The organism is Aminobacter sp. J44 (assembly GCF_007829415.1).
Taxonomy (GTDB): domain Bacteria; phylum Pseudomonadota; class Alphaproteobacteria; order Rhizobiales; family Rhizobiaceae; genus Aerobium.
In genome coordinates this window covers 1-13,266 of the sequence record NZ_VLJG01000018.1, presented here as the reverse complement: position 1 = coordinate 13,266, position 13,266 = coordinate 1, and the positions used below count along the sequence as shown (strand labels likewise).

The 13,266-nt window shown below is 65.6% G+C and carries 13 protein-coding genes; 6 read left to right on the top strand and 7 right to left on the bottom strand.

Going from position 1 to position 13,266, the window contains the following annotated elements; all coding sequences use genetic code 11:
• Positions 1-5: 5 nt before the first annotated feature.
• The 5 genes from L610_RS08890 to L610_RS08870 all read right to left on the bottom strand — a co-directional run bounded on the left by L610_RS08890 (position 6) and on the right by L610_RS08870 (position 5,878).
• The gene (locus tag L610_RS08890; protein ID WP_144704399.1) at positions 6-1,019 is read right to left on the bottom strand and encodes a LacI family DNA-binding transcriptional regulator; all 1,014 of its coding nucleotides are present in this window, start codon (positions 1,017-1,019) and stop codon (positions 6-8) included.
• Positions 1,016-1,972, bottom strand: coding sequence for an ABC transporter permease (locus L610_RS08885; protein ID WP_144704395.1), 957 nt, complete (start codon positions 1,970-1,972; stop codon positions 1,016-1,018). Before L610_RS08885 ends, L610_RS08890 begins: the two co-directional genes overlap by 4 nt.
• Complete coding sequence (locus tag L610_RS08880; protein ID WP_144704392.1) at positions 1,969-2,961, bottom strand: ABC transporter permease; 993 nt, start codon at positions 2,959-2,961, stop codon at positions 1,969-1,971. Before L610_RS08880 ends, L610_RS08885 begins: the two co-directional genes overlap by 4 nt.
• Positions 2,962-3,295: 334 nt before the next feature.
• Complete coding sequence (locus L610_RS08875; protein WP_144704389.1) at positions 3,296-4,789, bottom strand: sugar ABC transporter ATP-binding protein; 1,494 nt, start codon at positions 4,787-4,789, stop codon at positions 3,296-3,298.
• Positions 4,790-4,852: 63 nt separating this feature from the next.
• A complete protein-coding gene (locus L610_RS08870) occupies positions 4,853-5,878 on the bottom strand; it encodes an ABC transporter substrate-binding protein (RefSeq protein WP_024846238.1) in 1,026 nt (341 codons plus the stop codon).
• Positions 5,879-6,200: 322 nt separating this feature from the next.
• Between L610_RS08870 and L610_RS08865 the strand changes: the two genes are divergently transcribed.
• From L610_RS08865 to L610_RS20495, 6 genes are read left to right on the top strand one after another with little or no spacing between them, the layout of a single operon-like run.
• Positions 6,201-6,776, top strand: coding sequence for a carboxymuconolactone decarboxylase family protein (locus tag L610_RS08865; RefSeq protein ID WP_024846237.1), 576 nt, complete (start codon positions 6,201-6,203; stop codon positions 6,774-6,776).
• Positions 6,773-7,852, top strand: coding sequence for an acyl-CoA/acyl-ACP dehydrogenase (locus L610_RS08860; protein WP_144704386.1), 1,080 nt, complete (start codon positions 6,773-6,775; stop codon positions 7,850-7,852). The genes L610_RS08865 and L610_RS08860 overlap by 4 nt, the downstream gene beginning before the upstream one ends.
• Positions 7,849-8,637, top strand: a complete 789-nt coding sequence (locus L610_RS08855) for an ABC transporter ATP-binding protein (protein ID WP_024846235.1) — start codon at positions 7,849-7,851, stop codon at positions 8,635-8,637. Before L610_RS08860 ends, L610_RS08855 begins: the two co-directional genes overlap by 4 nt.
• A 13-nt stretch (positions 8,638-8,650) precedes the next feature.
• Entirely contained in the window at positions 8,651-9,844 is a 1,194-nt protein-coding gene (locus L610_RS08850) for an ABC transporter substrate-binding protein (protein WP_024846234.1), read from the top strand.
• Positions 9,841-10,398 carry an ABC transporter permease gene (locus L610_RS08845; RefSeq protein ID WP_246658970.1) on the top strand — a complete coding sequence of 186 codons (558 nt, stop codon included), beginning with the start codon at positions 9,841-9,843 and terminating at the stop codon, positions 10,396-10,398. Before L610_RS08850 ends, L610_RS08845 begins: the two co-directional genes overlap by 4 nt.
• Positions 10,385-10,690, top strand: coding sequence for an ABC transporter permease (locus L610_RS20495; RefSeq protein WP_246658969.1), 306 nt, complete (start codon positions 10,385-10,387; stop codon positions 10,688-10,690). Before L610_RS08845 ends, L610_RS20495 begins: the two co-directional genes overlap by 14 nt.
• 163 nt (positions 10,691-10,853) lie before the next feature.
• Here the strand turns inward: L610_RS20495 and istB are convergent, their stop codons facing one another.
• Both istB and istA read right to left on the bottom strand, forming a co-directional pair.
• Complete coding sequence (gene istB / locus L610_RS08840; RefSeq protein ID WP_024850044.1) at positions 10,854-11,648, bottom strand: IS21-like element helper ATPase IstB; 795 nt, start codon at positions 11,646-11,648, stop codon at positions 10,854-10,856.
• The gene (istA, locus tag L610_RS08835; protein WP_144704383.1) at positions 11,638-13,167 is read right to left on the bottom strand and encodes an IS21 family transposase; all 1,530 of its coding nucleotides are present in this window, start codon (positions 13,165-13,167) and stop codon (positions 11,638-11,640) included. Before istA ends, istB begins: the two co-directional genes overlap by 11 nt.
• Positions 13,168-13,266: the final 99 nt, after the last annotated feature.

The following is a 13,266-nucleotide window of genomic DNA, read 5'->3' as shown; positions in this document are numbered from 1 at the left end:
CTCCCTCAGGTCATGCGGACGGGACCGGTGGTCCCGCGAATTTTCAGCGTGGTAGGCATCACGATGGGCTCGGGCGAAAGCTCGGCCTCGCCCATCACGTCGAGCAGCAGCGACATTGCCTTGCGGCCGATGTCGGCGCGCGGCTGGCTCACCGTCGTCAGCGGCGGGAACAGCGCCTTGCTCAGATAAATGTCGTCGAAGCCGACCACAGAGACGTCGCCCGGCACGTCGAGCCCACGGCGGCGAAGCTCGTGGATGACGCCGAACGCCATCTCGTCATTGGCGCAGAAGATCGCCGTCGGCGGCTCGGGCAGGTCGCAGAGTTTCGCGCCGAGTTCGTGCCCGGTTGCGAGCAGGTAGTCGCCGCGCTGCTCGTAGCCCGGCAGGATCGGCAGGTTCGCCGCCTCCATAGCCGCGCGCCAGCCGTCGCGGCGCAGCGTCGCCATCACCTCCGGCAGCGGGCCGGTGAGGTGGGCGATGCGGGTGTGGCCAAGGCCGATCAGGTGCTCGACCGCCTCGCGCGCGGCGCGGAAATTGTCGACCTGCACATGCGGCAGGCCATAGCCTTCGATGGTTTCGAGAGCGACCACCAGCGGCAGCGCCTCGCGCTCGGCCTCTAGTTTTGGTGGCAGCTTGCCGGTCATCAGGATCATGCCGTCCGCATGGCCGTCGCGGAGCATGTCGAAATACTCCATCTCGCGGCGGCGATCGTTCTGGGTATTGCCCATCAGCACCGCATAGCCGGCGGCACTCGCCGCCTCCTCGACGCCCTTCATGACCTCCAGATAGAACGGGTTGCCGATGTCGCGCACGACCATCAGCACCGACATCGAGCGCTGGGTGCGCAGATTGCGCGCGCTGACGTTCGGCCGGTAGTTCATTGCCCGTGCCGTTTCGCGGATCCGGCTCAGCGTCGGCTCGGCGACGAGCCCGCTGCCCGAAAGCGCGCGCGAGACGGTGGCGGGCGACACGCCCACCTTCTCGGCGATGTCCTTGATCTTGGGCCTGCGACCGCTCATGCGCGCATGGCCTTCCCGCGGCCGTAGAACAGCATCAGCAACAGGAGCGTTGCGCCAAAGATCATCTGGCGGCCGGATTCGTCGATGTTGACGGTGGTTAGGATGCCCTGCAGCACGGTCAGCATCATCGCACCCGCCATGGTGCCGGTGTAGCCGCCCTTGCCGCCGGCAAGCAACGTGCCGCCGAACACGACCGCGATGATCGACGGGAGCATGTACTGCTCACCGACATTGGCGAAGGACGAACCCGAATAGCCGATCAGGCAGATGCCTGCGATGGAAGCAAAGACGCCCGACAGCGCAAACAGCGAGATGCGGATCGCGGCGACCGGCACGCCCGCCATGCGCGCCGCCTGTTCGTTGGACCCGATCGCATAGATGCGATGGCCGTAGACGGTGCGCGACAGAAGGAAGGCGAGGAACAGGCCGATCAGCACCCACAGCCAGATGATGCCGGGAAGGCCGAGCAGGATCGGCTTGGTGACGAACTGCGACAGGCCCGGCGCCGCGCGGCCCGACGGGATGCCCTGGCGGATGACGACCAGCAGGCCCTGCAGCACGCCGAGCATGCCGAGCGTCATGACGAGCGGGGGAATGCGCATCAGCGTGACGCCGACGCCGTTGATGAGGCCGATGATGGCGCCGGCGGCGATGCAGCCGAGGATGGCGAGCGGGATGCCCGCGTTCTGGCCGTCCATCAGATTGCCGGCGATGATCGCCGCCAGCGAAACGACGCCGCCGACCGAAAGGTCGATGCCTTCGCGCCCGCCGAGGATGACGAGGTTCTGGCCGGCCGCGACGATGCCGAGCAGGGCCGCGACGATCAAAAGGCGCATGATCTGCGTCGGCGAGGCAAAGCCCGGCGACAGCATCTCGCCGGCGAAGAGCAGCAGGACGATCAGCGCCAGCGCGACGAAAATGGGGTTCTTGAGCATTTCCGGGACCTGGGTCATGCGCGCGCCCTCCGGCCGATCAGGATGCCCGCAACCAGCGCGACAAGGATGGCGAGGCCCTGCACCAGGTTCTGCCATTCGGACGGCGTGCCGACGAAGTAGACCAGCGAATTGATGAGGCCGATGATGAGCGCGCCGAAGACGGAGCCGACGACGGTGCCATAGCCGCCCGCAAGCGCGGTGCCGCCGAGCACAACGGCCGCGACCGAATAAAGGGTCATCTTGCCGCCGACGAGCGGATCGCCGCTGGCGGTATCGCCGGTGATGCAGAAGGCTGCGAGCGCCGCGAACAGGCCGCAAAAGGCATAGCCACGGATGCGGATCGCCGTCACCCGCAGGCCGCTCTGGTAGGCGCCCTGCGCGTCATCGCCCACGGCCAGCAGCTGCAGCGAATGGCGGGTGCGCGACAGGACATAGAGGATCACGGCGAGCACGATCGCTGCCCAGAACACGAACGGGATTTCGAGGATGCGCCCGCCATAGGTGCGCCAGAAAGTGGCCGGGGCGGGAGTGCCCGCGACCGGCATCACCCACAGCGCAAGGCCGGTGAAGAAGATCGAGGTCGCGAAGGTGGCGACGATCGCCTGCAGGCGGAAGGCGGCGACGACCAGCCCGTTGACGATGCCACAGGCGAGCCCGACCGCGAGCCCCGCGGCCATTGCGGTGAAGACCGATGCGCCGCTGTCGCCCATCGCCGCCATGATGGCGACGATGACGACGTTGACCAGCGAGACGATCGCGCCGGCCGACAGGTCGATGTCGCCGGCATAGACGACATAGGTCTGGGCGACGGCGAGCAGCATCAGCGCCATGTAGGTCTTGATGAGGCCGGTGATGCCAACGAGGCTGACGCTGCGCGGCTGCCAGATTCCGTTGAGCGCCAGCAGCACCAGCATGATCACCAGCGCCGGTACGAACGGATATCGCTCGATGAACCGCTTCAGCGCGCCGGGCTGGCGCGGCGGCTTGGCAACAGCATCAACCATCATGCCTTCTCCTGTGACGGGGAGGGGATCGGTGGATTTGGACGTGACAGGCGGTCCTTCACGCGGGTCGCGGAGGCCGGCACAGCACCCCCACCCCTTACCCCTCCCCACAAGGGGGAGGGGGATTCTGAGATGTCCGCGCGCCTCGATCGTTGAGACGACAGCCCTCGACGCGGGAGGCCGAGTTCAAGCCCATCCGCGCGCAGCGCAGTTGGCGCTGAAGTCGCAGTTTGCACCTGTTTGAGCGCAAGCCTTGCAAGTTCCCCCTCCCCCTTGTGGGGAGGGGTAAGGGGTGGGGGTGCCAAGCGGCCCGATTTGCAAGAAGAAAAGTTCCTCATCACGCGGCCTCGTAGGCTGCTTCGTAGAGGTTGAAGCGCGTGCGCTCGGCGCCGGTGAGCTCGCGGGTGATGCGGCCGCCATTAAAGACGAGGATGCGGTCGGAGTTGGCCAGCAGCTCCGCGTCCTCCGACGAATAGAGCACAATGGCCATGCCCTCGGCGGCAAGCCGGCGCACCAGCGCGAACAGATCGCTCTTGGCGGCAAGGTCGATGCCCTTGGTCGGATCGTCGAGCAGCAGCACCTTCGGCCGGTCGATCAGCCAGCGGGCGATGACGATCTTCTGCTGGTTGCCGCCGGAGAGCGATCCGATGGGATGCGAGAAGCTGGCGAACTTCGTCTTCAGCGCTTCGACGGCGGGCGTCGCCTTTGCCTTCAGCACGGATGGGCTGGCGAGCGCGAGCCGGTTGCGCAGGAAATGGATCGGCGTGAGGTTTTCGAGGATCGGCCGGCCCTGGATGACGCCATCGCGGCCGCGGTCGCCGGAGACATAGGCGAGGCCCGCGCGGATCGCCGCGCGCGGATCGTGCGGGTGGTAGGCGCCGCCGTCCAGCGTTACATCGCCGGTCGCGACCGAGCCCGCGCCAAACAGCGCGCGCAGCACCGACGACTGGCCCTGGCCGTGGAGCCCGCCGAGGCCAAGGATCTCGCCTTGGCGCACCTCGAAGCTGACATCGGAAAAACCGATGCCGGAGAGGGAGGAAAGCTTCAGCGCGACCGGCCCTGTCGCCTGCGGCGCGGCGTCGGCATGTTCGGCAAGCGTCGGTTCCTCGCCCACCATCATGCGCACGACTTCCTGCGCGTTGGTGTCGGCAATGCGGGAGGTGCCGACGGTGGCGCCGTCGCGCAACACGGTGACGCGGTCGCCGAGAGCAAAGATCTCGTCCATGCGGTGCGAGATGAAGACGATGGCGCGGCCTTCGCTCTTGAGGCGGCGCAGGATTTCGAAGAAGCGGTCGACCTGGGCGCGGTCGAGCGCGGACGTCGGCTCGTCGAAGATCAGGATCTGCGCTTCGCTCGCGAGCGTCTTCATGATCTCGACCAGCTGGCGCTGGTCGGCGCGCAGTACGTCGACGGTGAGGTCCGGCGCAAAGCCTTCGCCAGTGACGCCGTCAAACAGTTCGATGTAGCGCCGTGCGCGCTCGGACAAAGCCTTGCGGTCGATGAAGGGGCCCTTCATCGGCAGGTCGGGCAGGCAGATGTTCTCCTCGACCGTGCGCCGCGCGGCGAGGCTGAGTTCCTGGTAGAAGATGCCGATGCCGAGCGCCTTGGAAGCGCGCGGACCGCTCATGGTGACGGGCTTGCCGTCGAGCAGCACCTCGCCCTTGTCGGGCCGCACCGAGCCGGCGACGATCTTGCAGAGCGTGCTCTTGCCGGATCCGTTCGAGCCGATGAGGACGTGCACCTCGCCAGCTTCAAGCTCGAGGTCGCCGCGGCTGAGCGCCACCGTTGCGCCGTAAGCCTTGCTTACGCCGCTGATCTTCAGCTTTGCCATGTCGGAAAACTCCTGCCCTGTTGCGGAAGCGGGGGGACCCCGCTTCCGGCTCGTCAGGATGGTTTACTTGAACAGCGCCTCGGCCTCTTCGATCGAGAGGGCGCTGGTGAAGGAGTAGTAGCCCGGCTTGCCCTCGACCTGCTTTGCAGCCTCGGCGAGGTTGCTCGAGTCGATGAACGGAATCGGCAGGTACATGGCGTTGCCGTACTGGCCAGCCGTTGCCGGCTCCTTGAGCTCGCGGCCTTCAAGCATGAAGACGGCGACGTTGAGCGCCGAGGCCATCACGCCGGGCGGGTTCACGGACGCGCCGGAGTTCAGCTTCTCGGAGGTCCAGAGGTCGATGAAGTCCTTGCGGATTTCGCCGGTCGCCGCGATGTCGCCGGCCTTGCCCGCATCCATGATCGACTTCCAGGCGCCGGCGGCCATGCCGTCCTGAACCCAAACGCCGTTGATGTCCGGGTTGGTGGCGAGGAGATTCTGCATGGCCTGCTGGCCCTGCGCCTGATCCCAGTTCGCGTTGACCTCGTTGACGACCTTGATGTCCGGATACTTCTCGAACACCGAACGGTAGCCGGCGACGCGCATCTCGTTGGCCGGGTGGCCGGCGACGCCGTTGATGGCGACGACGTTGCCCTTGCCATTCAGGGTCTTGGCGAGCCATTCGGCGCCAGCTGCGCCCCAGGCCGTCTGGTCGATGCCGACATAGATCGCATCCGGGGAGGAGACCTCGGCGTCGGTGGAGATCACCAGGATGCCGGCTTCCTTGGCCTGTGCGAAGACCGGGTCGAAGGCGGTCGGGCTGTTCGGGTTGATGATGATCGCGTCGACGCCTTCATTGATGAAGTTGCGGACGTGGGCGATCTGGCCCGGCACGTCGACATTGGCGCTCTGCACCACGACCTCGACATTGTGGCCACGTTCCTTCCAGGCAGCGGCGGCGGCCTGGGCTTCCTCGATCATCTGGGTGCGCCACTCGGAACCGACCCAACCGTTGGAGAGGCCGATCTTGTAGTCTGCAGCGGATACGGATGAGGCAGAGATCGCAGCGGCGGCTACGCCGGCGAGTGCGAGCAGGGTCAGTTTCTTCACAGGTTCCTCCCTTAGTGCGAACTGATGAAATCGATTGTAAGAGCAAAATGAAATCGATTTCAAGCGGATTTTGGCGACATCCTCAGCCGAAGAGCCGCCTCCGCCGCGAAATTTCCTCCACAAGTCCATGTTGTCCTGAAACTCGGACGTTGCCAACTGCGCAAAGCTTTTGCGGCAGCAACCGTTTCCATTACTGCAAGGTCAGGCAGAACAACATTCTCAGATTCTGCGGGAATTTGTGAGGCCTTGATCGGGGCTTCCTGCGGTCCGGATGATAGATTTGGCCAGACATTAGAAAAATTTACCCCGCGAGGAGATATAAATGTCCCGCTTGCCGCTGCGCACCATTGAAGATGCTCCGGACGAGGCGAAGGAACGCCTTGCCACAGCCCAGAAGAACAACGGTTACCTGCCGAACCTCCTGCGCGTGCTTGCCAACGCTCCGGTCGCGCTCGAAACCTACCTCACCGTCGGCGGCATCAACGCCCGCGCCTCGCTGACGCTCGCCGAGCGCGAGGCCGTGCAGATTACCGCTGCCGCGACCCACGGATGCGGCTTCTGCGTCGCCGGACACACCGCCATCGGCTACAAGAAGGCCCACCTTGAAGAGGCCATCGTCGAGGCGCTGCGCAACAAGACGACCGTGCCGGATGCCCGCCTCAACGCCGTCGCCCGCTTCACCGAGGAAGTGATCGCCGCCCGCGGCGCCGTCTCCGACGATGCGCTCGCGACCTTCAAGGCAGCCGGCTACACCGACCAGCAGGCGCTGGAAGTCGTGCTCGGCGTCAGCCTCGCGACGCTCTGCAACTTCGCCAACAATCTCGGCCAGCCGCCGCTCAACGAGCAGCTCGAGCCGTATCGCTGGCAGCCGGAAGCAGCACGGGCAGCAGCAGAATGAGCGCGCGCGTGAACCTTCCTGCCGATCTCGTCGAGTGGCTCGCAGGCGTTGCCTGCGACGTTGACACCGGTGCGGTTCCCGCCGCCGAGATCCTGCCGCGTCTCGCCGGGGCAGGGCTGGTTCGCGCGGGTGTTCCGGCAAACAAGGGCGGCGCGGGCGGCGACATCGTCGATGCCGTCGCCACCATTGCTGCCGTTGCCGAGGAATCGCTGGCCGCGGCCTTCATCCTCTGGGGCCAGCGCACCTATGTCGAATATCTCCTGCAGAGCCCCAACCGGACGCTGGAGGAGCGGCAGCTTGCCGAAATTCTCGACGGCCGCGTCGCCGGCGCGACGGGACTTTCCAACGCCATGAAGTTCCTCGCCGGCCTCGAGCCGCTGCAGATCGTGGCGCGCAGGGAAGGCGACGAGCTCGTCCTCGACGGCAAGATGCCGTGGGTGACGAACCTTCGCCGCGAAGGCTTCCATGTCGCGGCGGCGGTCGACCAGGCCGATGGCGGCCCGGCGCTGGTGGTTGCGCTGTCGCATGACGACGAGGGACTCTCTCGCTCCGACGACCTGCAGCTGATGGGCATGTGCTCGTCGGATACGGCCGCCGTCACCATCACCGGTGTGCGCATCGGCCGCGACCGCATCCTCTCCGACAATGCCGGCCAGTGGCTGCCGAAGGTTCGTCCGGCCTTCGCGGGCCTCCAGTGCGGCATGTCGATCGGCCTTGCGCGCCGCGCGCTCGCCGAAGCCGGCAAGGTCGCCGGCGCTGGCCGCAGCGTGCTGGGCGAGCCGATCGCGCAGTTGAGCCAGCAGCTCGCCAGGGCAGAGGCGCGGATGTATGCCGGCCTGCGCTCTCGCGAGTTCGAGGCCAATGCCGCTCCGCTGTTCGAGCTTCGCATCGAGCTTGCCGAGATCGTCGCTGAGGCGGTGTCGCTCGAACTGCAGGCGTCCGGGGGCAAGGCGTACCTCGCCGGCCCCGGCCGCGCGTTCGCCCGCCGCTGGCGCGAGGCGGCCTTCGTGCCGGTCATCACGCCGAGCCTGGTGCAGCTCAAGGCGGCCCTGCTTGAGAGGCAGAAGGCCGCATGAACGTTGCCCGCGTCGTCCCGCAGACTCCCGCGCTGAGCGCCCGCAACATCGGCCTGCGCTATGACGGCGCTGACAAGCCGGTGCTGAGCGGCTTCAGTCTCGATCTCGCCGAGGGCGAGATCGTCTCGCTCCTGGGATCGAGCGGCGTCGGCAAGTCGAGCCTCTTGCGCGTGCTGGCCGGGCTCCAGCCGCCGAGCACCGGCGAGGTGCAGACGGCAGGGCGCGTCGTCTCGGGCGTTCACCCGCGCCTGGCGATGGCGTTCCAGAACCCGGCGCTGCTGCCGTGGCTCGACCTTGAGGCGAACGTTGCCTTCGGCCTCGACTTCAGGCGCCAGCCAAAGATTTCCCGCGTCGAACTTACGGCCCGCGTTGACCAGGCGATCCGCGAAGTTGGGCTTTCCCATGCGCGAAAACTGCGCCCTGCAGCGCTTTCCGGCGGCATGGCGCAGCGCGCGGCACTTGCCCGCTGCCTTGCGCGCGAGCCGCAGGTGCTGCTCCTCGACGAGCCGTTCGGCGCGCTCGATGAAGTGACGCGTTCGGAAATGCAGCGCCTCCTGGTCAAGGTCGTCAGCGACTACGGGACAGCTGCAGTGCTCGTCACGCACGACATCGACGAGGCGCTGCTCGTCTCCGACCGCATCATCCTGCTTGGTGGTTCGCCCGCATCGCAAATCGGCGAGTGGACCATCGACCTGCCAAAACCTCGCGAGGATTTCGTCGAAGAACTCGGCCAGATCCGCGTCGAGATCGTCTCAACGCTTCGCAACGCGGTTCGCCGCCACTGAATGGACCACACCCATGCCGACGGATGATTTTCTCTTCTCCCGCCGCGATATCGTGAAGCTTTCCGCGCTTCTGACGGCTTCCGGCGCCATGCCGTTCCTCAACATGCGCAAGGCACGCGCCCAGTCGGACGACGAGCCGGTGCGCGTCGGCTACCTGCCGATCACCGATGCGACGCCGCTGCTCGTCGCGCACGGCAAAGGCTTCTTCGAGGCCGAGGGCCTCAAGGTCGAGAAGCCGGTGCTGTTCCGCGGCTGGTCGCAGATCGTCGAGGCGTTCCTGGCCGGGCAGGTCAATGTCGTGCACCTGCTGTCACCGATCACCGTCTGGGCGCGCTATGGCAGCAAGACGCCGGCGAAGGTGGTAGCCTGGAACCACACCAGCGGCTCGGGCCTGACGGTTGGCCACGACATCAATTCGGTGGCCGAACTCGGCGGCAAGACGGTTGCGATCCCATTCTGGTACTCGATCCACAATGTCGTGCTGCAAAAGCTGCTGCGCGAGAACGGCCTGAAGCCGGTCACCCGCCCGTCGGGCGAGATCGCGGCCGACGAGGTGAACCTGCTGATCATGGCGCCGTCGGACATGGTGCCAGCGCTCGCCGCCGGCCAGATCGCCGGCTACATCGTCGCCGAGCCTTTCAACGCCGCCGCCGAGGTCAACCAGGTCGGCAAGGTGCTGCGCTTTACCGGCGATGTCTGGAAAGACCACGCCTGCTGCGTCGTCTTCATGAACGAGCAGGACCTTTCCGAGCGCCCCGAATGGTCGCAGAAGGTCGTCAACGCGATGGTGAAGGCGCAGCTGTGGACGCGCGACAACCGCGCCGAGACCGCGCAGCTGCTTTCCTCCGCCAACGAGCAGAAGTACACGCCGCACAGCCCGGAAATCCTGTCGCGCGTGCTGACGCCCACCGACGAGGACCTCGCCGAATACGTCAAGACCGGCGCGGTCAAACATCCGGAGTGGCGCGACCGCCGCATCGACTTCCAGCCCTATCCGTTCCCGACCTATACCGAGGAACTGGTGAAGCTCTTGAAGGAAACCCATGTCGAGGGCGACCGCGCCTTCCTCGACGCGCTCGACCCGGCCTTTGCCGCCAAGGACCTCGTCGACGACAGCTTCGTGAAGAAGGCAATCGCGGAAGCCGGCGGCCTGCAGGCCTTCGGCCTTGCGGATTCCTTCGACCGTCAGGAGGTAATCCAGGCGTGACTGTCATTGCGGACGAGACCCGGCAGCCCGCGGTTGCCCCGGCAAGAAAGACTGCTTCAGCGGAGCTGCAGCGCCGTGCGCTGCATGTCGCGCTGGGGCTCGTCGGCCTCGTCCTCATCCTGATCGCCTGGTGGCTTGCCACGGACATTTTCGCGGGCGAGAAGAGCTTTGCCCGCCGCTTCTCGCCGACCGCCGCGCTGCCGGCGCTGGTGACGCTGCTGAGCGGCCCGGACCTGTGGGTGCATATCGGCGTCAGCCTCAAGCGCGTGCTGATCGGCCTTGCCGCGGCACTTGCCGTTGGGATTCCGCTCGGCCTTCTCGTCGGCGCCTCCCGGCTGGCGGAATCGGCGACGACGCCGGCCTTCCAGTTCCTGCGCATGATCTCGCCGCTGTCATGGATGCCGATCGCGGTGATGGTGTTCGGCGTGGGCGACGCGCCGATCTACTTCCTGCTCGCCTTCGCGGCGGTCTGGCCGATTCTGCTCAACACGGCCGCCGGCGTGCGCCAGCTCGACCGCCACTGGCTGGTGGCCTCCCCTAGTGAATGGATATAATGCTGGTGTACCGGGCGCGACGCGCTGGGAGACGCTGACGCGCGTCATCATCCCCGGCGTGCTCGGCAACGTGCTCACCGGCCTTCGCCTTGCCATCGGCATTACCTGGATCGTGCTGGTGCCGTGCGAGATGCTGGGCGTGCAGGCCGGCCTCGGCTACTTCATCCTCGATACCCGAGACCGCCTTGCCTATCCCGAATTGATGGCTACCGTCATCGCCATCGGCGTCATCGGCTTCGCGCTCGACTACGCAGCGAGAGCGTTTGTTCAGAGGTATGGACGGGGCGGGTGAGGGGGCTGCGGTCGCCTGAAACGCCTGGCTTGGGCCGTTCCTTTGGGATTTCTCGCCTGCGTACCGGTAAGTTTACCGTTGTTCACTTATTTGTTGATTTCCGCTGAGAGCTGACCCGGGATTTTCGCCGAGAAGTGACCCGCCTTCATGTATGGTTTGGGTCTCAGGACTTAGTCAAGGTGGGTGCTTTCTCCTTCTTTGTCGGTGTGGTCTGGGCAGAGCTGTTCTTGAAGCGGAAGCTGTCGTTTCCGGTCTCCAGGATGTGGCAGTGATGGGTGAGCCGATCGAGCAGCGCCGTCGTCATCTTGGCGTCGCCGAAGACGGTCGCCCATTCGCTGAAGCTGAGGTTGGTGGTGATGACGACGCTGGTGCGCTCGTAGAGCGTGCTCAGCAGATGGAACAGCAGCGCCCCGCCTGATGCGCTGAAGGGCAGGTATCCGAGTTCGTCGAGGATGACGAGATCGGAATGAGCGAGCCGATTGGCGATCTGGCCGGCCTTGCCCTGGGCCTTCTCCTGCTCGAGCGTGTTGACGAGTTCGACGGTGGAGAAGAAGCGGACACGCTTGCGATGATGCTCGACCGCCTGCACGCCGAGGGCGGTGGCAATGTGGGTCTTGCCGGTGCCGGGGCCGCCGACAAGCACGACATTGTTGGCATTGTCCGTGAACTCGCATCGATGGAGCTGGCGCACGAGGGCCTCGTTGATCTCGCTGCTGGCGAAGTCGAAGCCGGCCAGGTCGCGATAGACCGGGAAGCGGGCTGCCTTGAGTTGATAGGCCACGGACCTGACCTCCCGCTCGGCCATCTCGGCCTTCAGGAGTTGCGACAGGATGGGGATGGCGGACTCGAAGGCGGGTGAAGCCTGCTCGGTGAGTTCGGCGACGGCTTGCGCCATGCCGTGCATTTTAAGGCTTCTGAGCATGATGACGATAGCGCCGCTGGCGGGATCATGACGCATGATGTACCTCCCGGGTCTGGCGCAGAGCATCGTAGCGCTCGACATTGGCTTGCGGCTCCTTGGCCAGGCTCAGCGCCTGCGGCGCATCCACGATCGGCGTCTCGATCGGCTTGCCGTCGACCAGCCTGTGCAGGAGATTGAGGATGTGGACCTTGGTCGGAACGCCGCCCTGCAACGCCATCTCGACGGCGGTCAGCACGACCTGCTCGTCATGTTGCAGGACGAGCGACAGGATCTCGACCATCTCGCGGTCGCCGCCGGGCTTCCTGAGCAGGTGCTGCTGCAGCCGTTTGAAGGCTTCGGGGAGTTCAGTAAAGGGAGCGCCGTTGCGCAGAGCACCGGGCTTGCGCTGGATGACCGCCAGATAGTGACGCCAGTCGTAGACGGTGCGACCGGGGCCGTCATGCGACCGCTCGATGATGCGGGGATGCTCGCATACGATATGCCCCTCCGCGGCAACCACGATCCGTTCTGGATAGACCCTGAGGCTGACTGGCCGATTGGCGAAGGACGCCGGCACGCTGTAGCGATTGCGCTCCAGATGGACCAGGCAGGTCGGAGAGACCCGCTTGGTGTATTCGACGAAGCCGTCGAAGAGGCGTGGCATCGGCATCAGGAACCGTGCTTCCTCGGCCCGGATGTCCTCGATCGTTCCCGGCCTGAGGCCGTGGGGAATCTGTTGCCACAGCTCCCGACACCGCTGCTCCAGCCAGTCGTTCAGGGCTTCCAGTGATGGAAAGCGTGGTATCGGTTGCCATAGCCGGTGGCGGGAATCCTGGACGTTCTTCTCGACCTGCCCCTTCTCCCAGCCCGAAGCCGGATTGCAGAACTCGGTCTCGAACAGATAATGGCTGGCCATCGCCGAGAAGCGGGCATTGACCTGCCGCTCCTTGCCGCGGCCGATCCTGTCGACCGCCGTGCGCATGTTGTCGTAGATCCCGCGCCGGGGAACGCCGCCCAGAACCCGGAAGGCGTGGTTGTGGGCATCGAACAGCATCTCGTGCGTTTGCAGCGGATAGGCCCGCACGATGAAGGCGCGGCTGTAGCTGAGCTTGAAGTGCGCCACCTGAAGTTTGGTGCGCTCGCCGCCGATGACCGCCCAATCTTCCGACCAGTCGAACTGGAACGCTTCGCCGGGCTCGAACGCCAGCGGCACGAAGGTGCCGCGCCCGCTCGTTTGCATCTGACGTTGGCGCTCTTCCTTCCAGGCTCGCGCAAAGGCGGCGACACGACCATATGAGCCCTCATAGCCGAGGCTCATCAGGTCAGCGTGCAACTGCTTGATCGTGCGCTTCTGCTTGCGCGGCCTGTTTGCTTCCGTCCTCAGCCAGGCCGACAGCCGCTCGGCATAGGCATCAAGCTTGCTCGGCCGATCCGGCACCTGGAAGCGGGGCTCCACCTCGTCGGATCGCAGGTATTTGCGGATCGTGTTCCGCGACAGTCCCGTGCGCCGTGCAATCTCCCGGATCGAATGTCCATCCCGCAGATGCCAGCGTCGGATAACGCTCAGTAACGCCATGTCTATCACTCCAAAATCCCCTGCGATCAACCAGCAGGGGTGGGTTCAAACATGGGTCACTTCTCAATGGAAAAACCGCCCAATCCCGGGTCAGTTCTC